This window comes from Bradyrhizobium sp. CCBAU 11434 (genome assembly GCF_028128895.1).
GTDB lineage: Bacteria > Pseudomonadota > Alphaproteobacteria > Rhizobiales > Xanthobacteraceae > Bradyrhizobium > Bradyrhizobium zhengyangense.
Genome location: NZ_LBJX01000082.1, coordinates 30,676 through 51,709, shown reverse-complemented (window position 1 = coordinate 51,709; position 21,034 = coordinate 30,676). Strand labels below are relative to the sequence as shown.

Sequence of the window (21,034 nt, the reverse complement as noted above, 5' to 3'; positions counted from 1 at the left end):
TCATTGCGGCGTTGAAGCAGCGGGAGCGGTCGCTCGGTCAGGCGGGTTTTCTGTGGCCTGAATGGTGTCGCCGTTCAGGGAAAAGACGTAAACGGTGTTGCCCCTCGGCGGAAAACCGGCGCGCGATTTCTGAACCATCGCCGCCCCACCCACACCGGCGGCGACCGCTACATACTGCCGCCCGTCGGGTCCGGTGTAAGTGATCGGCTGGCCGATGATTCCCGATCCGAGTTTCTGCGACCACAGTACTTTTCCGGTCCAGGCGTCCACCGCGCGAAACCAGCCATCCGTCGTGCCGTAAAAGACTAGGTCGCCGGCCGTGGCTATCGCGCCACTCATAACCATGAATTTCTCGGGGATCTCCCAGATCTTTTTGCCGTGGACCGGATCCCATGCGATGAAGCCGCCCCAGTTGCCGTCCTTGCCATCCACCGAGAAGCGCTTCATCTCCATGCCGTCGTAGGGCGTGCCCGGGATATAGGAGACCTCGTGATCGGTGAGGTCCATGCAAATGTTGAACACGCCGACATAGAGCAAACCGGTGTTGGGGCTGAAAGCCGGCGGTTCCCAGTCCTTCTGACCGAGATCGGGTGGGCAAACCCGTTCGAGCTTGACGCCGGGCTTCGGCGCCATCGCCGGGTTGACGATCGGCCGACCCGTCTTCATGTCAAATCCGGTCGACCAGTTCTGATAGGCAAAGTTCTTGGCGACCAACACTTCTCCGTTGGTGCGGTCTATCGTGTAGGCATAGGTATTACGGTCGAAGTGAACCAGCGTTTTGCGCATTTTGCCGTCGATCTGCATATCGAGCAGCACTGCTTCGTTGACGCCGTCATAGTCCCATTGATCATGCGGCGTGAACTGATAAGCCCATTTCGCCTGTCCGGTCGCAGGGTCCCGGGCGAACATTGCGCTGGTCCAGAGATTGTCGCCCGGCCGCTGCGCGGGCACGCGGGGTCCGGGATTGGAGGTTCCGTAGAACACCAATTTCTGTTCCGGATCATAGGAGATAAACCCCCAAGAGGAGCCGGCGCCGGTGTGCCACATGTCCGCCGGCCAGGTCGTGACGCCCAGATCCTTGCCTTTCATCCATGGATAAAACGGTTTGAAGTTCTCTCCGATAAGGATGTCCTTGTCGGGCCCCACGGCGTGGGCTCGCCACAATTCCTTGCCGGTCCCAATCTCAAGCGCCGCAAGCCAGCCGTTCACTCCCATCTCGCCGCCGGAATTGCCGACGAAAACTTTACCATCGGCCGTAAATGCCGACATCGTCATCGTGACGCCGCGGTCGACGTCATCCATCTTGGTGCGCCAGACTTCCTTCCCGGTCTGCGCGTCGACGGCAACCGTGTGCGCATCCAGAAGATTGTAGATCAGCTTGCCGTCAGCATAGGCCCAGCCCCGCAGCACGGCGTCGCAGCAGGCCTTGCCGATTGCGGTCGGAGACGGGTTTGGCTGGAACGACCATTTGATCGAAGGACTGGGTTTGGTGAGATCGAGAGCGTAGGCGATGTTGGGATATGGCGTAACAAGATACATGGTGTCGCCAACGACCAGCGGCGCGCCTTCATGGCCGTATTGCGAGCCATCGGCAAAGGTCCATGCGATCTTCAGGCTCGCGACGTTACCGGCATTGATCTGATTGAGAGGGCTAAACCGCGTGTTGGCGTAATCGCGTGCCTGGCTTGTCCACTCGCCGGGCTTTCCCGCGCCGTCGAAACTGGCAGTCGCCCCCGTGAAGCTCTGGCGAGCCGCAGGCCCAGGGGGCTGGGCTTGGGCAATCGCTGAAGCTGTACAGGCCAAGGCTATTCCAACCACCCCGGGCAACGCTCGCATGGGCAACCTACCCTTTTATTATTCTTATCTGATCAAACGGAACGCCGGTCTAAAGTCGATGGTTCCTGGCATCTCTAAATATATCGTAATACGATATTTTTGTGCTATTGATAGCTTGACTAACTCTTCGACGGCTTCTCACGATTGAGGGATTTACGCGGCAGTCGTGATGTTGGACTGAGGCTCTGTATCACTTTTGATGCAGTCCGGGCGGCGACTGGCGTGTCGATTGGAGCTCAGTTATCTCGGTACCATCTTATTTCTGTTACTGATCTTGGCTGGTTCATGGGAGCGGCACATTTCTCAGTCGCGCAGATCGAGCGCGCCTTTGCCCAGAATCAACAGCAATTCAACCGGGTCTATGAATAGTCACCGAATGGGCGGCGCAATGGGGCATCCCGGAATTCGGCGGCCAGGAGGGTTATGCCTGCCTGATCGACCTCGGGCAGACTCTGCTCGCCAATACGTACACGGTTTTATCTATCTCGGCTTTGTCGCCATACTGGTCATTTTTGTACTGCCCGAAGTGCCCGCGCTCCGCACAAAACTTCGTCGCGCGTTGACCGCCGGCGACCAGCAGGAATTAATCGAGACTGCCGATCAGATCGCCAAAAAGATTCGTCAGTACCTTGGGGTCACGGCACTGACCAGCCTCATCACCGGAGTCGCTTCTGCGTTGTGGGCCTTTTGCCGTCGGCCTCGAGCTTGCACTGGTCTCGGGAGTCCTGAACTTTCTGTTGAACTTCGCTCCTCTCATCGGAAACTTCATCGGCATCGTTCCCGCCAGCCTCTATGCGCTGGTTCAGTTTCAGAGCGTGGGCATGTCGCTGATCGTATTGGCAGGCTTCGCCGCGCTGCAGATCGTCATCAGCACCTTCATTTACCCGACGTTGCTCAGACCGCAGCCTTTCGCTCTCTCCTTGCGCGATTACGTAGCACTTGCGTTCTGGAGCTGGGTATGGGTATCCCCGGGGCCCTGATTGCCGTTCCCCTTACCGCAGCACTTGTCATCGTTTGCGAGCACTGCCGAAGCACCACGTGGATAGCCCGACTGCTATCGGTTCCGGAATAGCCGCCGCTATTGGATCCGAACACCCACGATATCGTCGCGGTCGGGAACTTCTCAAGCCAGCGCTACTTTGGTGGAGGTGGCCGGCGATGCTTCGTTTCGGGATGTACGCATGATGGCAGATCAGGACGAGGATAGGTCGCCCCGCACCGGCACGCTGGTCCAGGTTGTCGATTCGCTGCGCCTGGCATTCGAACCCCCCGCCGAGCGTTTGTCGAATTTCTGACAATACCGACACTGGTCATTACCGGCTTCCTGCTACTCTCGCTGCTTACATTCGTCCTTGATCGGAGCCGCATATCAGCAGGTAGCAAAGATGCGCAACCGATGTGGGGCGGACTGTTCAGCGATGCGCAGGGCGCCCGCAATTTTCTCGGGGTCATCGCATCGAGTATCATTACGGTAACATCGATCACGCTGTCGTTGTTGCTGATCGCCGTGCAGCAGGGCGCGGCTTCTCTGACCAGCCTTGTCTTCGACCAATTTCTGCGCCGACGGACCCAATCAGCTCTACTTCGGCTTCTTCATCGGCTTAGCGCTTTACGCACTGATCGTGCTGGCCAGCATCGACCCGACTCATCAGCCAATTTATGGGGTAGCCTTAGCGGGCCTGCTGACGGTCGTAGCCCTCTACATGCTGATCCTTCTGACCTACACGACCATAAATCAGATGCGTCCGGTCGTCATTATCAAGTCAATCCACGATCACACACTCCTCGCGCGCGACCGCCAGCTCGATCTGCTACGCAGCACCAGGCGCGCCTCGCAACTTCCCCGGGTCGCAGGCGAACGCCTAAATGCCCGACGCAGCGGGTTTATGACGCGAATTGACGTCACCGCAATCGACAAGGCCCTGAAAAAGGATATGGAAGTCGTCATTCTGGCTTCGATTGGCGAATACGTGACATTCGGCGACCCCATAGCGGAGATCAGAGCCGCGCGGGCGATCATCTCTCCGAAATTGAAGGCGAACATCGAGAAAGCCGTGACCCTTGAAGAGCAGCGCGATCTCGACAACGATCCCGCGTTCGGCATCGAGCAACTCGTGACGATCGGATGGACCTCGATCTCGACGGCGAAGTCAATCCCGACCCAGGACTGCTGACCATCTGGAATCTCCGTGATTTGCTGGCGCGATGGCTCGCAACGGACGCGGCCTTCGGCGCAACGATCCAGATCGATCCCGATCCGGTTGGCAGTGTGGTGTATGTGGACAACCTCCCGGCGCGGCTCATGGAGGCGTTGGAATCGCTAATTGTCGTGGCATCAGAGTCGATGCAGCATCAAAGCGCCGCGGAGATCTATCGAACCTTTGCCAGGCTGTATCCGCGCCTGCCCCCCGACCTGCAACGGCGGTCGGAGGATTGCCTCATGCGCTCGCTGTCCGGACTCGGCGATCATATCCTAACGCATGAGCTCGCAGCATCGCTGTCGATCCTCGTCGACGCCCTGAGATTATCTGGCCGACCTGAATGCGCCGGGGCGATCGCACTCGCACGGGACAAGCTCGCGGGGAGCATCAGCCAGCTAAATTCGCGGTCGAGCCGAACGCCGTGACCTGCTAAGCGGACCCCGTGAAGAAGAAGGATAGCCCGAACAGCACATAGACTCCGAGAAGTAGCAGGCCTTCAAACCACGTCGTTTCACCATCACGGGCGACCGCATTAACGATCAGAGCGGTGCCCGCGATGGCGAAGAGATGCAGTGGGTTGGAAAACACAAGGTTCATCGGACGACCCATGAACCAAGAAATCATCACCAGCAAAGGCGCGACGACTAACGCTACCTGAATCGCCGAGCCCACGCAGATGTTAAGCACGAGGCCCATTTTATTCTTATGCGCAAACCAGGCCGCGGCGAACAGATCAGCGATGGTTCCAACCAGTCCCAGCACAATAACGCCCAGAAAGAGCGGCGAGAGTCGTAGCGCGCTGGCGGTCTCGGCGAGCGCGCCCGAGACCAGTTCAGCTTCGAGCGCAATTGCGACCGTCGCGGCAATAATAACCGCGAGCGAGCTCTTCAAGCTCCAGTTCGCCTTGCCGAGGGACTCTTCCGCTGCGAAAACGTCCCGATGCGTGATCAACGTGTAAATCAAGTTCGCCACGTACAGCAAGAGTAGAACGGCCGAGACGCTGAGGCTCAATTCCTCGTCGGTGACGCGTAGCGCACGCGCGTGACCGGCGACCCGGCCCGTATAATTGAAGACGGCGGGAAGCAACATCGCTATGACGACGACCACAAGCAACGTGGAGAGCAACCCTGCCCTCCTGGGATTGAAACTCTGCCGTTCTCGCGTCGAGCCCCCGATCACGATAGCCAGTCCCAGACCGAAAAGGCTCGTGCCGATGATGGATCCGGTGATCTGCGCCTGAACCACCGCCGTCTCACCACTGGCAAGCACGAAAAGCGCCAACACGAGCTCTGCGATGCTGCCGAAGCTCACGGTCAACAAACCGCCTACCGCCGGTCCGACGCGCTCTGCGAGCTGTTCCGTGGCGCGACGGATCCATTCGGCGAGGACCGCGACCGCAACAACAGCCGCAATGAAGATCCAGACCGAAGGCGCGCCTAAAAGATACTTCAGTCCGAGGGATAACGGGACAAACACAAGCAAGAGGGACAGAACCATCGTCGTCACATCGCACCTACAATCAGCTTATGAAATTTTGATTGTCGTCCGCGCACCGAGCAACCCATACTTATCTCAAAGGCAATTGAAAGCACGCCACCGATCCCTGGCCCTGCTACCCGCCTTGCCGGATAACCAGTGGTCATCAATAGGGTTCAATGCCGGGGCGCTCTTTCACTTCGGCAATGTCTAAGGTCTCCACGTCAGCGGTTTTCCACCCTCGGGCGGAGGTCGCAGCAAACTGCGGTGGTCCGCTCGCAGACCGTTTGGGTGATGCGTCCCCCGCGACTAATGGACCCGGCCGGCACTGGAACGCGCCCTGTGGGGCGCCGTTTCGACCTCATCGCGATGACTGCTGCGCGAGATCAGTCGTGAGTCCAGCAATTTGGGAATCCGCATGTCCAGCCAATCCACACGTATCGCTCTCGCTGCCATCTTTGCCTTGGCCGGACTGTGGCTCGGCCTCGGCGGCCTCTGGCTGATTACGCTGGGTGGCTCGTATTTTTATCTCGTCCAAGGTTTGGCTCTAATCGCCATAGCTGCTCTCATCGTGGCGCACAATCCGCTGGCATTTTGGGTCTACGCCGCACTTCTATTGCTCACCATGGTTTGGGCCCTGGTCGAAGTCGGGCTGGACTGGTGGCAGCTCGCCCCCCGGGGGGATTTCACCGTCGTGTTCGGACTTATCCTGATGCTGCCCTGGGTGGCGCGCTCGGTTCGAAGCCGGCCGCGCGAATCCTTCCTCAGATCGGGGCGAGCCGCTCTCGCTGCCTCGCTCGCCATCAGCGTGGCGATCGCTCTGATCGCTGTCTTCACGCCGTCGCACGGTCTGGCAGGGAGTCTACCAGAACGAGGCGCGACTGATCATGACGCGCTGGGGCGGGCGGCCGGAAAAGACTGGACCGCCTATGGCGGAAGCTATGCCGGGCAGCATTATTCGACGCTCGATCAGATCAGACGCAGAACGTCGGGAAATTGAAGGTCGCCTGGACCTTTCACACCGGAGACGTGCGCGGCAAAAAGGATCCGATCGAGACGACATACGAAGTCACCCCCCTCAAAATCGGCAACTCGGTCTATTTCTGTACACCTCACGATCTCGTCTTCGCGCTCGACGCGGAGACCGGCGAACAGGAGTGGCGATACGATCCGAAAGTCGCTGAACCTCCGTACCAGAGCACGCAGCACCTCACCTGCCGGGGCCTGTCCTATTTCGACGGCACGGCGCCAGACGCGGCGGCGCAGGCGAATGCCACGGCTTCGACAGATTGCGTCAAGCGCCTGTTCCTCCCGACTGTGGACGGACGCCTGATTGCGCTGAGCGCCGAGACCGGCAAGGTCTGCCCCGGCTTCGGCGGCCCGGATGGCTTCGTGAATCTGTGGCAAAACATGCCCAACGTGAAGACCGGATCGTATTATTCAACGTCCCCGCCGATCATCGCCAAAAGCCTGATCATCGTCGGCGGCGCGGTCAACGACAATGTGTCGACGGCCGAACCTTCCGGCGTGATCCGCGCCTTCGACGTCAATTCAGGTAAGCTGGTCTGGAACTGGGACAGCAGGAAACCGACGGACACCGCCCCCGTCGCAGAGGATCAAACCTATTCCGCGAACTCCCCGAACAGCTGGAGCATATCCAGCTATGATCCCGCACTCGGCCTGATCTTCATTCCGATGGGAAATCAGCCGCCCGATCAGTTCGGCGGCAACCGCGACAAGAACGTCGAGACCTATTCATCCTCGGTCGTTGCGCTGATCGCAGAGACCGGAGCGGTCGCCTGGGTTTTCCAAAGCACACATCATGACCTCTGGGACATGGACGTCCCCGCCCAGCCCGCTTTGCTCGACCTGACCATCGCTGGTAGCACCGTTCCCGCTTTGGTCGAAACCACCAAGCAGGGTGAGCTTTTCGTGCTCGATCGCCGCACCGGAAAACCATTGCTGCCGGTCACGGAAGCGCCTGTGCCCCAGGGCGCCGTTGACGGCGACGTCACCGCACCAACTCAGCCTGTCTCCACGTTGTCGTTCAACCCGACGCCGCTCACGGAATCCTCGATGTGGGGGCTCTCGCCGTTCGATCAACTGGCGTGCCGGATCGACTTTCGCTCAATGCGCTATGAAGGACGCTATACTCCGCCGTCTCTCAAGGGCTCGATCGTCTATCCCGGAAATTTCGGAACTTTTAACTGGGGCGGCGTCGCGATCGATCCGGAACGGCAGGTCGTATTCGCGATGCCTGTCTACCTGGCCTTCACGTCGACCCTGAAAGCGCGCACTGACGCCACCAGCCGAATCGTCAGCAAACCGGATGAAGCGCCGTTCAACGAGAATTTCGGAGCGCCCTATGCCGCCAAAATGGGAGCATTCCTCTCTCCGATCGGGCTGCCATGCCAGGCTCCGCCTTGGGGCTACGTTGCCGGTGCCGATCTGACGACAGGCAAAACATACTATCGTCACGTCAACGGAACGGTGCGGGACTTGTCGCCCATTCCTCTGCCTTTCAAGATCGGCGTTCCGGGAATTGGCGGCCCGATGATCACCCGGGGCGGCGTGGCATTTCTGAGCGGAACGCTGGATTATTTTGCCCGAGCGTATGACGTCACCAGCGGCAAGAAACTGTGAGAAAGCCGCTTGCCGGCCGGCGGGCAAGCCACGCCTATGACCTATTGGTCGGAGAAAAGCGGGCGCCAGTTCGTGGTGGTGGTCGCCGGCGGCCACGGCTCGACGGGTACCGAAGCCGGTGATTCCATCATTGCCTACGCGCTGCCCAAATCATAATCGCGGCTCCTCGGGGTAAACCACCGTACCATCGATGCGCACGACGGCGCTGGGCGTCAGGACCGCCAAATCGACATGCGATTTCCGAGAATGTGCATCACTTGCTCGCCTGCGGCCAGAAGGTAGTCCGCGATGATCCGGCGGTGGCAACGCCACCCAACCGCTTCGGCGCACATGACGGCGCACCGTTGCTCCGCGCCGCGTTCCCGAAGCCGCGCCAGCCCGGTAGCGAATGGCGCCGTCAGAGCATACCCTGCATAGTTGAGAAAGCTGCATCTCGCCAGTAGGTATTGAGCGAATTCCGAGCCGCGACAATGCGCGTCGGTTGACTTGGCACTAGAAAAAACGGTTTTGTCGTCGGCCCATTGCGATACGAGCTAGACATTCTGAACGGTAAAGACGTTCTGCTCATCGGGCGACGGCCGTACCGGCGTTTAATGAAAGAGTCGGCTGCTAAACCGACTACCGACCGGAATTCACGGGAAGCACCGGTCGAGAAACGGTGCTGGAAGTATTCATCTCCATTTTGTCAACCTTCGTCGGTAGTTGATGGCTTGCTATCAAAAATTGAGAACCGAGCATAAAGGACATGAAGAGGACATACACCCACCACGGACGAGAATTCAGCACTGCCCAAACGTTGTGTGGCGTCTCTTGCGATCTACCGTCGAATCCAGGCCGATTCGGTAGGAGCGCAACCAAGCGAGCAGCGATCGTGCGGGGATCGGCATAAGACGGAGTCCTTTCAGGCAAAGCACCAATTAACGCGGCCAAGCTCTGAGTCGCGACTTCTCCTGGCAATTGAGCCAATTTAGCAGCCTCCTGCCAAGGATCCACATCTGATCGCGCCAATCCGGAGAGGACGCTGATCAACATGCCGTTTCGGTCCTCTCCAATCGGGGCGAATAGAAAGTCGTTGAATTCGGATCCAGGTAGAGAATTTGGTACAGGCCGCAGCACTTAAATCACCGGTTTTTGTCGTCCGTCATCGACAAACAACTCGTGATGCTTTTTCGATCCATCGAACTCAAGTTATATCGGGTTACGAACAGTTTGGTCAGGATCGGGAAATACCTAGACACGCGCGGCGTCGCCGGCGCCAACTCGAGGACTGGTCCTTCTTCGGAGTTCTCTCGCTAGAGCAGATTCTGATCAGACACGATCATAACCTGCCGCGGCGAAGAAATTCAGGCACTCTTTGGTAGTGAAGGTGACCAGGGCGAGGGCGATAGCGTTGTCCAAAGCGTCGATTGACCTGGCGGCTGCCTTTCGAAGGGCGGCTTTGAGCTTGGCGAAGGCCATTTCGATCGGATTGAGGTCGGGCGAGTAAGGCGGCAGATAGAGTAGCTGGGCGCCCGCGGCATCGATTGCGATGCCGACCTCGGCCCGCTTGTGTGCCGCAAGATTGTCCATCACCACGATGTCGCCGGGCCTGAGTGTCGGCACGAGGACTTGTGTCACGTATGCCTCGAACTCCGGACCATCCATGGGGCCATCAAGGACCATCGGCGCAGTCATGCCTGTCGCTCTGAACGCGCCGACGAAGGCGGTCGTCTTCCAGTGACCATGCGGGAGCGCTGCGACACAGCGCAGGCCGTACGGCGAGCGGCCATAGCGTCGGGCCATCTTGGTCGAGGCGCCCGTCTCGTCGATGAACACCAACCGATGAATGCCGATCTCAGGCTGAGATGCCTTCCACGCCGAGCGTTCAGCGGCTACGTCCGGCCGATCCTGCTCGCTGGCGTGCGATGTTTTTTGAACGTGATGTTGCGACGATCGAAGAATCGCCAGACCACGCTCGGCACGAAACGCTCGCCGTGGACTTTGAAGAGATGGTCAGCGATCTCGGCCAGCGTCATGTCAGGCGCAGCCTTGACCAGGGAAAGGATCTCCGCAGCATGGCCCTCGATCCGAGCTGAACGCCGGTCTCCGCCCTGCGCTCCCGCCTCACAGGTGCCGGTGCTTCGCCACTCGCTAACCAGTTCGATCGCTGTCGATGGCGTTACGCCGAACCGGCTGGCGGCGCCCCGACAGCTCATGCCTTCATCTTCCACAGCCCGAATAATACGAAGGCGAAGGTCCGGCGAGAGCGGTTTAGCCATGGGGGCTGGCCTCCATCACCAGCCCTCAGGGTGAATCACGATTTGCCTCGCAAGGGAATCCCTTACCGATTCCGATAGGTCAGAAAATGCTCTAGAGAAGTGAACATAGCCGCCGGATCTGCAGTGAATCCAGCTGCAGACTGATTACTGGTCGCCACAACGCGTGGGTTACCTACCCGCTACCGGCCCACTCAATTCGACAAATAGGGAGCCGCAGTCTCGGTGATCCCGTATGATCGGTGAGCCGCCGGGTCAGCGTTTAGGTCACGCTCCTTCGAACGTAACTCGACTCCCGGAGATCGCAAAGGGGCATTGCGTCCGCTCACACACTCGTCGTCGCAGCTTTTTGCATTTCCTCAAGTGCGAGGAGAGAGTGAGCGTAAGCCCCTCCTGCCCGCATTTCAGCAGCGACCCAGACTGCCTCCATCAGCTCTTCATGTGAGTCGCCATGCCGTAACGCCGCCTTCGTGTGTCCCTTGATGCAGTAAGGGCATTGGGTAACATGCGCCACCGCGACGGCGATAATCTGCTTAACCTTGGCAGGCAGCGCGCCCTCCGCGAAAACCTTCTGGCTAAAAGCCTGAAAGGCCGCCTCAGTATCAGGCGATAATTCCCTGCGCTTCTGTGCAAGCTCGCTCGTGCTCGACGGGTATGCGGTGTCCGACATGCATGCTTCCTCTTCTGGAGTTCGCGCCGCCTTATGAAACTGTCGATCCGCATCCTATGGTTTACGCTCTTGTAATCGGCGCCATGCGCCATGCCTTACGGCGGTTCGGACTCTCGCTCGCCATGTCATTTCGGATCGTTCGGTCGAGATAACCAATGACGTGTATTCGAAACGCCGGCGGTTACCGAGACCCAGCGATCGGATAGATCACCGATAGCTTCTTTCATCGCGGAATTGCAAATTCTGTGCAACTGGACTTGCGATAGGCGCCATCACCACGAAAACTGGAACACCTATGATTTGCCGGGCATGGCATTCGCCTCGCTAGGGCTCGCAGAAGAAATATGCACAACTTCGACGCGGTCGGCCGCTAAGCTACCCTTATCGAGCAACCGTTCTGCCTCAACTAGCGCCCCAGAGGGGCTATCAGAGGTCAAATCAAGTTGCCTCTGAAGATGCTTCGAACTGTGCCCAGTCGCATTTTGCACTGTCTTGTAGAAACTTACGCGGAATTTGGACATTTTTCGAATCTCCAGTGATAGTCTCAGCGACCAGATTGCAGGCCGCATACCATTTCGTCCCGCTCCGTCAGGCGCGTATTGAGCAATATCAAATTCAGCGCGAACCGCTCTAAGACAGCATTCGGATCTAGTTTTGTGGAGCCGTGGTTCGTTTGTCGGCGTCGCAATCACGGGCCCTATGACGGCGAGATCTATGCTCGCAACACGTTCGGGGCGCCGCTTCCCAGAATGCTTTCGTTCCTCACGCGTTCAATGGCAGTTCATTGGGCGGCACAAGCGTAGCACCGTTGGCGCCCCGCGCCTTGCCGGTTTTATCAAGAAGTTCGAGGAACGGCTTGACGATATCGATCGGCATCGGAAAGACGACCGTGGAATTCTGTTCGGCACCGATCTCAGCCAGCGTTTGCAGATAACGCAGCTGCATGGCGGCGGGTATGCTTCCGAGGATCTGCGCAGCGTTGACCAGGGTTTGCGACGCCTGAAACTCGGCTTCCGCGTGAATGATCTTCGCGCGCCGATCGCGTTCCGCCTCCGCCTGTTTGGCAATGGCGCGCACCATGTTTTCCGTGAGCTCGACGGTTCTGATCTCGACGTTGCTCACCTTGATCCCCCAGGTTTCAGTCTGAGTGTCCAGAATGCTCTGGACATCGGTGCTGAGTTTCTTTCGTTCTGAAAGCATCTCATCGAGTTCATGTTGACCCAACACGGCGCGTAACGTCGTCTGCGCGAGCATGTTCGTGGCGGGAAGATAGGATTGAACTTGAATGACGGCTCGTTCGGGATTGACGACGTTGAAGTAGAGCACCGCGTCGACTTTCATTGATACGTTGTCCCGGGAGATCACGTCCTGAGTCGGAATCTCGATGACCCGGATGCGTAAATCCACTCGCACCATTTCCTGGAAGAAGGGAATTAACAACACCAGGCCTGGACCTTTGACCTTTTGGAAACGTCCCAAGGTAAAGACAACTGCTCGCTCATATTCTCGCAAAATCCGTACACTCGCCATGATCAGAACGAGCGCCGCAATTACAAGGACCGAGATCACATAGAAAGAAGGTGAGAAAAACATAGCGCTGCTCCCTCCAAGACGAGAGTAAGAGGCTCCCAGCGGCGGGCGCGAAGTGGCCAAATGGTCGGTGCGAACTCCCGTCGGCCTCGGCGGAGATCGGGGCGCCTTAACTAGGGCTGTGTTGAAGGATATAGCGCGAGGATGCCGCCACGGTAGGCTCGGAAACTACGTAGCGGTTGTTCACCGCGCGGTCGCGAGCAACGATTCAAGTTGGACGAGGGGGTGCGTCCGTAACATTCTCGGCGGCGGCAAGCGCTAACCGCGCTAGTGCTGGAAGGGATTTCACGCCGGTCTTCTTCATGATCGAGGCGCGGTGGGTCTCGACCGTGCGCTGGCTGATGCCGAGATCGGCGGCGATATTCTTGCTGGGGTGGCCGGCGAGGACCATGTCCATGATCTGCCGTTGTCGCGGCGTGAGAGCCGCAATGTGATTCGCCGCGGCCTCCCGCCAAGCGAGCGATTTGCTCGAATCTCGGGATTGCTCGAGAGCACGATCGACACTGGCGCGCAGGTCGCTGTGATGGAACGGCTTCTCAATGAAATCCAAAGCGCCCGCTTTCATGGCCTGTACCGCCATCGACACGTCGCCGTTGCCGGTGATCATGACGGCCGGCAACCGATGGCTCGAATGGCTTAGATGCTGTAACAGTTCGAGGCCGCCCATTCCGGGTAGGTATGCGTCGACCAGCAAGCAGGCCTCGCGTCCTGGATGATAGGCTTCGAGGAAGGCCTCGCACGTCGCAAAATCCTCGACGGTGCGGCCGTCCGCCTCGAGCACCTTGCGGATTCCTTCGCGTATATGATTGTCGTCGTCGACAACAAAGATGACCTGCCCGTGATTGTTGTGCTCTTCAGCGGCGTGAAGGGTTGGTGGAAAATGCGTTGCGGATCGCGACGCTGGGAGGAGGCGTTGGACGGCACGTGTCAGCTCTTTCAACCGCACAGGCTTGTTGAGTTGGACACAGTCATGACGTGCAATATAGTGCAGAGTGCTTGTCGATATGTCACCGGTCAGGACGATGACAGGGATCCGACGATGAAGTTGCGCGCACAGCTTCTCAACAACCTGGAGCCCATTCAGTCCCTTCGGCAGATTGTAGTCCGCGACGATGAGATCAGGCCGGATCTTGCCTCGCGCGACTAGATCGAGTGCGACGATTCCGTCCGGCGCCGTCGCAGTATGGCAGCCCTGGTCCTTGAGCTGGAGATCGAGGAGCTTGCACACCTCGGGATCATCCTCGATGATCAAAACGGCGCCTGTGCGTTGCACTGCTTCGGCAATCGTCTCATCGATTTCTGGTTGGCGGTCTCTCACCTTTACGGCGGCTGAACTCGGTGGGAGCATGATGTCGATCGCGAAAAACGAGCCCTTGCCCAGCTGTGAGCGGACGCGCACCCGGTGGCCGAGAAGATCGGCCAGACGCTGTACGATAGAAAGACCGAGGCCGAGGCCGCGGCTGCGCTCGCGCGCGGCGTTGTCGAGCTGGTGGTACTCTTCGAAGATCGCCTGAAGCTGCTCGTTGGGGATGCCGATGCCGGTATCCCAAATCTCGATGCTCAGCACGTCTTTGCGGTGGCGGCAGCCGAGTAATATCTTTCCGCGCGTGGTATATTTCAACGCGTTTGAAAGCAGGTTGCGGATTATCTGCTCAAGCAGACGCGGATCGCTGTAGATCGATCGGTCGCACTGGACGACTCGCAGGGCGAGGTTTTTCGCTTGTGCGAGGTATGTGAACTCGTCCTTCAATCGGCCTAGCAGATCGGCGATCGGGAAACTGACCATCTCCGCGTGAACGGTGCCCGCTTCGAGCTGGTTTATGTCGAGCAGCGAATTCAGCATGCCCGACACGGCCGCAGCTGTCTCGTCGAGCCGCGCGACCAGCTCCAAGGCCTCTTCCTTCCTATCCTCCCTGATCCTTCTGTCGAGCGCGCCTCGCATCAAGCTCAGTGCTTGCAACGGCTGGCGGAGGTCATGGCTTGCAGCAGCAAGAAAGCGCGATTTGGCGATGTTGGCGAGTTGGGCTTCCCGCTTTGCCTTCTCCAAAACATCCGCTGTATGCCTCCGCTCAGTGATGTCAGCAAAGGTGATGACAACGCCTTCGACGCCGTTGTCCTGAGTGTGATAGGGCAATATCCGACGGATGTACCAGGCGCCACTCCGTGCTTCGATCTCCCGCTCAACGGGGCTAAGGGTCTGCAGCACTGCTCGCGCGTCCGCGAGAAGCGCGCTATCGGCCGTCAGTGAACTTAGGTCCGCGAGCGGTCGGCCGATATCGCTGGGAATGACGCTAAAAAGTGCCTTAGTGGCGGGCGTAAAGAAGCGGATGTTGAGCTTGGTGTCGAGAAAGAGCGTCGCGACATCGGTGCTGTAAAGAATATTCTGCAGATCGTTGGAGGTGGTACGCTGCCGCTCCAGCGTTTCCTGGAGCTGACTATTGAGAGCAGTCAGCTCCTCGTTGAGCGATTGTAATTCTTCCTTCGATGTCAGGAGCTCTTCATTGGTGGATTGGTATTCCTCGTTTAAGGACAAGGCTTCTTCGTTGATCGCCTTCTGTTGTTCGCTGGAGATCTCAAGGTTGCGAATAGCGCCCAATAGTTCTGTTCTCGTGGCCTCGAGTTCCTGCTCGAGCTCAGCGACTCGGGTAGTGTCTAATGGCGTGGCACGACGCCCTTTCTTTTGTTCGTGCGCCGGCTCATCGATGAAGCAGACCAGCAAGAGGTTCTCACCCGCGCTCAGAACCGGATGTACGGCTATATTGAACGCGCTCTCACCCTGCTTCGCGCGGCCACCGACGACGACAATACGCAGATTATCCTGAGTAGCCCGCTGTATCGCTGCTCGAAGCTTGATACGGATGTTGGAGCACGCCATGGCGAGCAGATCGCGAGTAGGATGGCCCGCCGGCACGTGAAGATAGCGATCGACCGGTCCCAGATAATAAAGACATTCATGCTTGCTGTTGATCAGGACTGCCGCCGGCGCATAGCTCTCCATCACCAACCGCCTGCAGAGCTCGGCGAGTGTGGATTGGCGCGAGGGCGCAGGGTCTTGTCCCGCGTGCGCGGGCAGGCGCGAGCCGTCACCGACGCTCAGCGAAAAGCCGAGTTCGCCCGGCCGGCTGTGGCCGATGTGCCGGTAGATTCGCTCGGGTTTAGAGATCGCTTCAAACCGGCCGTCGGCGTTGACCACCGTCTCCGAGCTGCCAAGCAGAAGAATCCCACCCTCGCGCAACGCAAAATGGAAGAGCGAGATAACCCTCGCCTGTGCCTCGGGGAGCAAATAAATGAGAAGATTGCGACATGAAACCAGGTCAAGACGGGAAAATGGCGGATCGCCCAGGACATCTTGTCCGGTGAAGACCACAACAGCCCGCAGCTCTGGTACAACCCTGTAGCCTTGGGCCTCCTTCGTGAAGAAGCGGGTCAGACGCTCCGGCGACACCTCCGCCTCGATCGCTTCTGGGTAGAGCCCTTCTCTGGCGCTCGCGACGGCGTCCGGATCGACATCTGAGGCGAAGACCTGGAGCTTGATATTGCGCTTCGCCGCGGTGATCTGCTCGCGGAACAGCATGGCTAGAGAATAAGTCTCCTCACCCGTGCTGCACCCGGCTATCCAGATTCGCAGCGGCTGATCAGGCGCGTGGCTAAGGACTAGGTCCGGAACGATCTTCTCCGCCAGGAGATCAAACACCTTCGGATCACGGAAGAAGCTGGTGACATTGATGAGCAAGTCCTTGGCGAGAAGGTCCAGCTCGCGAGCGTCGTCGTGCAGGATTTTGAGATAGCGATCCATATCGTCGGTCTCGACCGCCGCCATCGCCATGCGCCGCTCGATCCGACGTTGCAGCGTGCCCGACTTGTAGAGTCTGAAATCGTGCGCGGTCTTGGTACGAAGAAGATCGACAACTTCCGACAGCCAACCCTCGACGGTGTCTTGCGGACGCGAACTGTTCTGCGTGCGCGTGAGCGCCATTCGCCGGTCATATTTGACGAGCGCGTCGGGAATCTTGGCGACCGGAAGCACAACGTCAACAGTGCCGGTGAGAATCGCATTGCGCGGCATGCCGTCATGGGCGGCCTCGTCGGGATCTTGCGCGATAACGAGTCCGCCTTTTTCCTTCACGGCTTTCGACCCTAGGCTGCCATCAGCCGCCGTTCCGGACAGGACCACACCGACAGCGCGCTCTCCGTATTCCTCCGCCAACGAATTCAGCAAAAAGTCGAAAGGCAAGCGCGCACCATGACGCGCCAGCGGCTCTGAGAGATGCAGAGCGCCTCTGCCGACCGACAGATAGGTTCCGGGAGGAATGACATAGAGGTGGTTAGGCTGGAGCGGCGCTCCATCTGCGGCTTGGCGCACAGCCATCCGGGTGTGGCCGGCCAGCAGGTCCACCATCATGCTCTCATGGGTCGGATCGAGATGCTGGACGAGGATGAAAGCCATGCCGTTACTGGCGGGAAGGGCTTCGATGAGCTTTCTGCAGGCGTCGAGGCCGCCCGCCGAGGCGCCGATCCCGACGATCAGAAAGTCGTCTGGTCCCCGCGGAGGGCCGCGCGCCGGCAGCGTAAACCCGGTTGATCGGGTACGCGTCGCTTTGGCCCGGGATGGACGGCTTCTAGGCATTCTCCATTGGTTCTCCGGAAACGCCCCTGATCGAGGCTAGAAGATATTATAGGCTCTCCACCTCGGCGACGCGAGCGGCATGGACGCGCGTCGGGCGGCGCCGCGCGCCGGAGTAGGCGTCGGTCTACGTAGTTTCCGGGCCTGTCTGTGGCGATCTCACATCGGTTATCGTCTGTTTTACAAGGTCCTGAGCGGACCGCTATCGGCCAGCGTGCGCGGTATCGCGCGCAGTGATTGCGTCGTCGTGCCAGCTTTGGCGGTCGTCGACGCCCACCTTGGAGTTTCACCCATGCAACCGACCCACAACACGCTGTCCGAGAACATTCGTGCTCAGTTCGTCGAGCTTTTGAACAAGCACCTGGCAGCGGCGATCGATCTGCACGCGCAGGTGAAACAGGCGCATTGGAACGTGCGTGCGTCCCGCGACGCGCCCGAATTGCACGAGCGCATCACAATGGGGTGAATGAGAGCGATGCGGAAGCGAAGTGAATCGATGAAAGCGCTCCGCGTCCTCGTGGTGGAGGACGAGATCCTGATTGGCATGCTACTTGCTGACGCACTCGGAGCGATGGGCTACGAGGTTTGCGCAATCGAGGCAACCGAGACCGGAGCGGTGGCCGCCGCCGCTCGGTGCAACCCGGATCTGATGATAGTGGATGCGCGGTTGCGCGATGGAAGCGGCGTCTCAGCGGTCGAGGAAATACTCCGCACCGGGTGGGTCCCGCACGTGTTCGTCAGTGGCGGAACTGCGACGATACAGGCACTGAGACCAGGCGCAATTGTGATCCAAAAGCCTTTTCGTGATATAGACCTCGGTCGCGCCATTCAACGCGCACTCGACGTCGCAGCCTCATCATGAAACGGCCGACCCGCCGGTCATACGAGACTGATGTTTGCCGGGCAATTTCTGCTAATTACCTCCTGTCGCCTGCAGAGGTGAGCGGCAAGCCTCCAGGTGAGGATGAGACAACAAAAGTCGCACCGCTCCTTCGCGCGGCACATGTTTCTGCGTCCGCCAAACATAGGAAGTAGATGCCGCCAAATTGTCGGCAGCGATCTCGGCCGGCCAACTACCACATCCGTCAGCGGCATACCGTCGTACATCTTTTCCCACGTTCTCTGCTGGGTGCAAATCATTGTCCTGGAACTGGCGGCCGAGAGTGATGCTGACGCCGTGGTTTTGCCGGATCCGGAGACGCCCATCATAACGGCGGGCACCGGCTCGGTGATCGTGTGTGCCAGGGCTGGGACCACTGCGCTGAGGCTGGCTATCACGTCTCGATGCGCTCCTTCGTGGCGTCGCGGCGCGCCAAGGGGCGCCGTACACCCGGATTCCCGTCACCAGGGTCATGAGGCGGCCGGTCGCAGAACGAACTTCCGCACTGCTTTGGCGAAGCCCTCATTCTCATTGCTGTCGGTCACCGCACTCGCCTGCGCCTTCACCTCGTCGCTTGCATTGCCCATGGCAATTGAGAAGCCGCTCTTGCGGAACATGAGGACGTCATTCGGCATGTCCCCCATGGTGACAATCTGCGCGGGCGGGATGTTCAAAAGTTTCGAGAGGGTTGCGACGACCGTCCCCTTGTTGGCTTGCGGGTGAGTCACGTCGAGATAGTAAGGCTGCGAGCGCGCAGCACTCGCCTTTTCCCCCAATGCGCTCTGCGCCGCTTTCTCGCAGGCGGCGATAAGGTCGAGATTGTTGGAGATGCCAACGATCTTCACCGCGTGCGTCAAGTGGGCGTCTGTGAAGGATGCCACGACCCTGGGATTGAATTTCACCGTCCAGGTCTCGCGCGCCACATGCGGCGCATCTTTATCGCGGATCAGCCACTCCGTCTCCGTGTAGACCCAGGCGTCCAGCCCCTGATCCAGGATGAGCTCCACGGTCTGCCTGGCTGCGGCGGGGTCGAGCGTGTGGCTCTCGATGACTGAGAGATCGGGATTGACCAGCACGCCACCATTGAAGCCTGCTATGGCGGTCCGCAACCCGAGTGGCTCGATCAGCATGCTCATGCCGCGGGGCGGTCGCCCGCTTGTGATGGCGAAAGCTATGCCAGCTTGATCCAGCTCCCGCACAGCCGCCTTCGCCGCCTCGGTCAGCACCTTGTCCCTGGTGACCAGCGCACCATCCACGTCGGCCAGGAACAGACGAATATCATGCTGAGCCGTCATAGCTTTTGCTCCGAGGCAGGGATCACGGGACGCCAGGTCCTTTCTCCGTCGCGCGCCAGCAATTCGTCAGCTCCTTTCGGGCCGTCTCTGCCGGAATCGTAATCGGGAAAATCAGCCTTCTCTGCCGCCCAGGCGTCGAGCACCGGCTGTACGATGCGCCAGGACTGCTCCACCATGTCGGCACGCATGAACAGCGTCGGGTCGCCGATCATGACGTCGTAGATCAGCGTCTCGTATCCGACATTGGGCTCCTTCGGGAACCAGTCATCGTAGTGGAAGTCCATCTTCACGGCGGCAAGGTCCACTACCGGACCACGCCGCTTGACCTCGAACTGCAGGGAAATGCCCTCATCCGGCGCGATGCTCAGGACCAACCAATTGGGCCGCAAGCTATCGACGGCGGTGTCCTTGAACGCCGTGTAGGGCGCCTGCTTGAAGCGGATCGCGATCTCCGTCAGACGCTGCGACATGTGCTTGCCGGTACGGAAGTAGAAGGGGACGCCGGCCCAGCGCCAATTGTCGATCTCGAGCTGCATGGCGACATAGGTCTCGATGCTGGAATCCGCCGCCACGTTCGGCTCGTTCCGGTAGGCGTTGACCTGTTTGCCCAGGACAGTGCCAGCGCCATACTGACCGCGCACCGCTTGTGCCGGCTTGACGGCCGGCATCGCCGTGAACAGCTCAGCCTTCTTGGTGCGGATCGACGCGGCGTCGAAGCCCGTCGGCGGCTCCATGGCCACCATCGAGAGGAGCGTGAACACGTGGTTAGGCACCATGTCGCGGAGCGCACCGGTTTGCTCGTAGAATTTGCCGCGCTCCTCCACACCCACCGTCTCCGCCACGGTGATCTGCACATGATCGATCCGATCGCGATTCCAGATCGGCTCGAACAGTCCATTGGCGAAACGGAATGCCATGATGCTTTGGACCGTGTCCTTTCCCAAAAAATGATCGATCCGAAAGATCTGATCCTCGTGCAGCGTGCGCAGGATGCGGGCGTTCAGTTGGCGCGCAGAGTCCAGGCTGTGGCCGAACGGCTTCTCGATCACCACGCGGCGCCAGAACCGGGGCTTGCCATTCTTGTCCTCGCCTTGATCGGTGAGCTTCGCTTTGCCGAGCTGTTCGACTGCGGTGCCAAAGAACCGATCGGCGACCGCGAGGTAGAAGATCGCATTGCCCTGTGTGCCATGGACCGTTTCTGCATCTCCCAAAGCGCCCTGGACCTTCTCGTAGAGGTCGGGCTTGGTCAGATCGCCCTGGATATAGGACATTTTCTCCGTGAGCCGTTTCCATGCAGCCTCGTCGATCCGATCGATGTCGAACTCCGCGGTCGCATTCCCGACGAAGGATTTCAGCATGTCGTAGAGATGGTCGCGCCAGCTTTCCGCTGTGCCGGCGGCAAGGTCCACGCCGATCAACGCAAATTTCTCCGGCAGAACCTTGGTACGCGAGAGGTTGTAGAGAGCCGGTATCAGCAAGCGCTTGGCCATGTCGCCGCCGGCGCCGAAGACGACCATGGCGCAGGGATCGGCCGGAGGGACTTGTCGCCGAGGCATCGACCCCG

The 21,034-nt window shown here is 59.3% G+C and carries 14 protein-coding genes and 2 pseudogenes; 7 read left to right on the top strand and 9 right to left on the bottom strand.

From position 1 onward, the window contains the following. Nucleotides 1–1,836 carry a PQQ-dependent dehydrogenase, methanol/ethanol family gene (locus XI06_RS18225; protein WP_271606047.1) on the bottom strand — a complete coding sequence of 612 codons (1,836 nt, stop codon included), beginning with the start codon at nt 1,834–1,836 and terminating at the stop codon, nt 1–3. 737 nt (nt 1,837–2,573) lie between these two features. On the opposite strand from XI06_RS18225, the gene XI06_RS18220 reads away from it, so the two are divergent. The 4 genes and pseudogenes from XI06_RS18220 to XI06_RS18210 all read left to right on the top strand — a co-directional run bounded on the left by XI06_RS18220 (nt 2,574) and on the right by XI06_RS18210 (nt 4,462). Further along, nucleotides 2,574–2,816, top strand: a complete 243-nt coding sequence (locus tag XI06_RS18220) for a hypothetical protein (RefSeq protein WP_271606046.1) — start codon at nt 2,574–2,576, stop codon at nt 2,814–2,816. A gap of 278 nt (nt 2,817–3,094) precedes the next feature. Beyond that, nucleotides 3,095–3,358 (top strand): annotated as a pseudogene (locus XI06_RS43890) (DUF2254 family protein); the annotation flags it as partial. Between the two features lie 16 nt (nt 3,359–3,374). Then, nucleotides 3,375–4,010 carry a DUF2254 family protein gene (locus XI06_RS18215; RefSeq protein WP_271606045.1) on the top strand — a complete coding sequence of 212 codons (636 nt, stop codon included), beginning with the start codon at nt 3,375–3,377 and terminating at the stop codon, nt 4,008–4,010. Next, the gene (locus XI06_RS18210) at nt 3,962–4,462 is read left to right on the top strand and encodes a hypothetical protein (RefSeq protein WP_271606044.1); all 501 of its coding nucleotides are present in this window, start codon (nt 3,962–3,964) and stop codon (nt 4,460–4,462) included. Before XI06_RS18215 ends, XI06_RS18210 begins: the two co-directional genes overlap by 49 nt. A 4-nt stretch (nt 4,463–4,466) precedes the next feature. Here XI06_RS18210 and cax read toward each other — a convergent pair whose 3' ends face one another. Next, nucleotides 4,467–5,534: a calcium/proton exchanger gene (cax, locus tag XI06_RS18205; protein WP_271606043.1), complete on the bottom strand. Its 1,068-nt coding sequence runs from the start codon at nt 5,532–5,534 to the stop codon at nt 4,467–4,469. A 397-nt stretch (nt 5,535–5,931) separates the two neighbouring features. Between cax and XI06_RS18200 the strand changes: the two are divergent. After that, nucleotides 5,932–8,312: pseudogene (locus tag XI06_RS18200) on the top strand (membrane-bound PQQ-dependent dehydrogenase, glucose/quinate/shikimate family). 56 nt (nt 8,313–8,368) lie between these two features. On the opposite strand, the gene XI06_RS43510 reads toward XI06_RS18200, so the two are convergent. The 5 genes from XI06_RS43510 to XI06_RS18175 form a co-directional block, all read right to left on the bottom strand. Further along, entirely contained in the window at nt 8,369–8,533 is a 165-nt protein-coding gene (locus XI06_RS43510; RefSeq protein WP_333909347.1) for a DUF488 domain-containing protein, read from the bottom strand. Between the two features lie 931 nt (nt 8,534–9,464). Next, nucleotides 9,465–10,414 (bottom strand): IS630 family transposase gene (locus XI06_RS18190; RefSeq protein ID WP_271606042.1). Its coding sequence is split into 2 segments (ribosomal slippage): nt 9,465–10,072 and nt 10,072–10,414, totalling 951 coding nucleotides; the frame shifts between segments, so codons are not numbered across the junction. 322 nt (nt 10,415–10,736) lie between these two features. Further along, entirely contained in the window at nt 10,737–11,081 is a 345-nt protein-coding gene (locus XI06_RS18185) for a carboxymuconolactone decarboxylase family protein (RefSeq protein ID WP_271606041.1), read from the bottom strand. Between the two features lie 762 nt (nt 11,082–11,843). After that, nucleotides 11,844–12,674 (bottom strand): slipin family protein, encoded by an 831-nt coding sequence (locus tag XI06_RS18180; RefSeq protein ID WP_271606040.1) that lies wholly within the window; start codon nt 12,672–12,674, stop codon nt 11,844–11,846. A 205-nt stretch (nt 12,675–12,879) separates the two neighbouring features. After that, on the bottom strand, nt 12,880–17,298 hold the full coding sequence (locus XI06_RS18175; protein ID WP_271606039.1) for a chemotaxis protein CheB: 4,419 nt from the start codon (nt 17,296–17,298) through the stop codon (nt 12,880–12,882). A 79-nt stretch (nt 17,299–17,377) separates the two neighbouring features. On the opposite strand from XI06_RS18175, the gene XI06_RS18170 reads away from it, so the two are divergent. Together XI06_RS18170 and XI06_RS18165 are read left to right on the top strand one after the other, a co-directional pair. Next, nucleotides 17,378–17,761 (top strand): hypothetical protein, encoded by a 384-nt coding sequence (locus XI06_RS18170; protein ID WP_271606038.1) that lies wholly within the window; start codon nt 17,378–17,380, stop codon nt 17,759–17,761. A 30-nt stretch (nt 17,762–17,791) separates the two neighbouring features. Then, nucleotides 17,792–18,157, top strand: coding sequence for a response regulator (locus XI06_RS18165; protein ID WP_271606037.1), 366 nt, complete (start codon nt 17,792–17,794; stop codon nt 18,155–18,157). A gap of 488 nt (nt 18,158–18,645) precedes the next feature. Here the strand turns inward: XI06_RS18165 and XI06_RS18160 are convergent, their stop codons facing one another. Continuing rightward, complete coding sequence (locus tag XI06_RS18160) at nt 18,646–19,470, bottom strand: Cof-type HAD-IIB family hydrolase (RefSeq protein WP_271606036.1); 825 nt, start codon at nt 19,468–19,470, stop codon at nt 18,646–18,648. After that, a complete protein-coding gene (zwf, locus tag XI06_RS18155) occupies nt 19,467–21,026 on the bottom strand; it encodes a glucose-6-phosphate dehydrogenase (protein ID WP_271606035.1) in 1,560 nt (519 codons plus the stop codon). The genes XI06_RS18160 and zwf overlap by 4 nt, the downstream gene beginning before the upstream one ends. Between the last annotated feature and the right edge of the window lie 8 nt (nt 21,027–21,034).

Coding starts and splice junctions, on each gene's coding strand:
- XI06_RS18180 (WP_271606040.1), bottom strand. CDS start 12,674: ATGTTTTTCTCACCTTCTTTCTATGTGATCTCGGTCCTTGTAATTGCG.
- XI06_RS18170 (WP_271606038.1), top strand. CDS start 17,378: ATGGACGCGCGTCGGGCGGCGCCGCGCGCCGGAGTAGGCGTCGGTCTA.
- XI06_RS18160 (WP_271606036.1), bottom strand. CDS start 19,470: ATGACGGCTCAGCATGATATTCGTCTGTTCCTGGCCGACGTGGATGGT.
- cax (WP_271606043.1), bottom strand. CDS start 5,534: ATGGTTCTGTCCCTCTTGCTTGTGTTTGTCCCGTTATCCCTCGGACTG.
- XI06_RS18165 (WP_271606037.1), top strand. CDS start 17,792: ATGAAAGCGCTCCGCGTCCTCGTGGTGGAGGACGAGATCCTGATTGGC.
- XI06_RS18185 (WP_271606041.1), bottom strand. CDS start 11,081: ATGTCGGACACCGCATACCCGTCGAGCACGAGCGAGCTTGCACAGAAG.
- XI06_RS18225 (WP_271606047.1), bottom strand. CDS start 1,836: ATGCGAGCGTTGCCCGGGGTGGTTGGAATAGCCTTGGCCTGTACAGCT.
- XI06_RS18175 (WP_271606039.1), bottom strand. CDS start 17,298: ATGCCTAGAAGCCGTCCATCCCGGGCCAAAGCGACGCGTACCCGATCA.
- zwf (WP_271606035.1), bottom strand. CDS start 21,026: ATGCCTCGGCGACAAGTCCCTCCGGCCGATCCCTGCGCCATGGTCGTC.
- XI06_RS18210 (WP_271606044.1), top strand. CDS start 3,962: ATGGACCTCGATCTCGACGGCGAAGTCAATCCCGACCCAGGACTGCTG.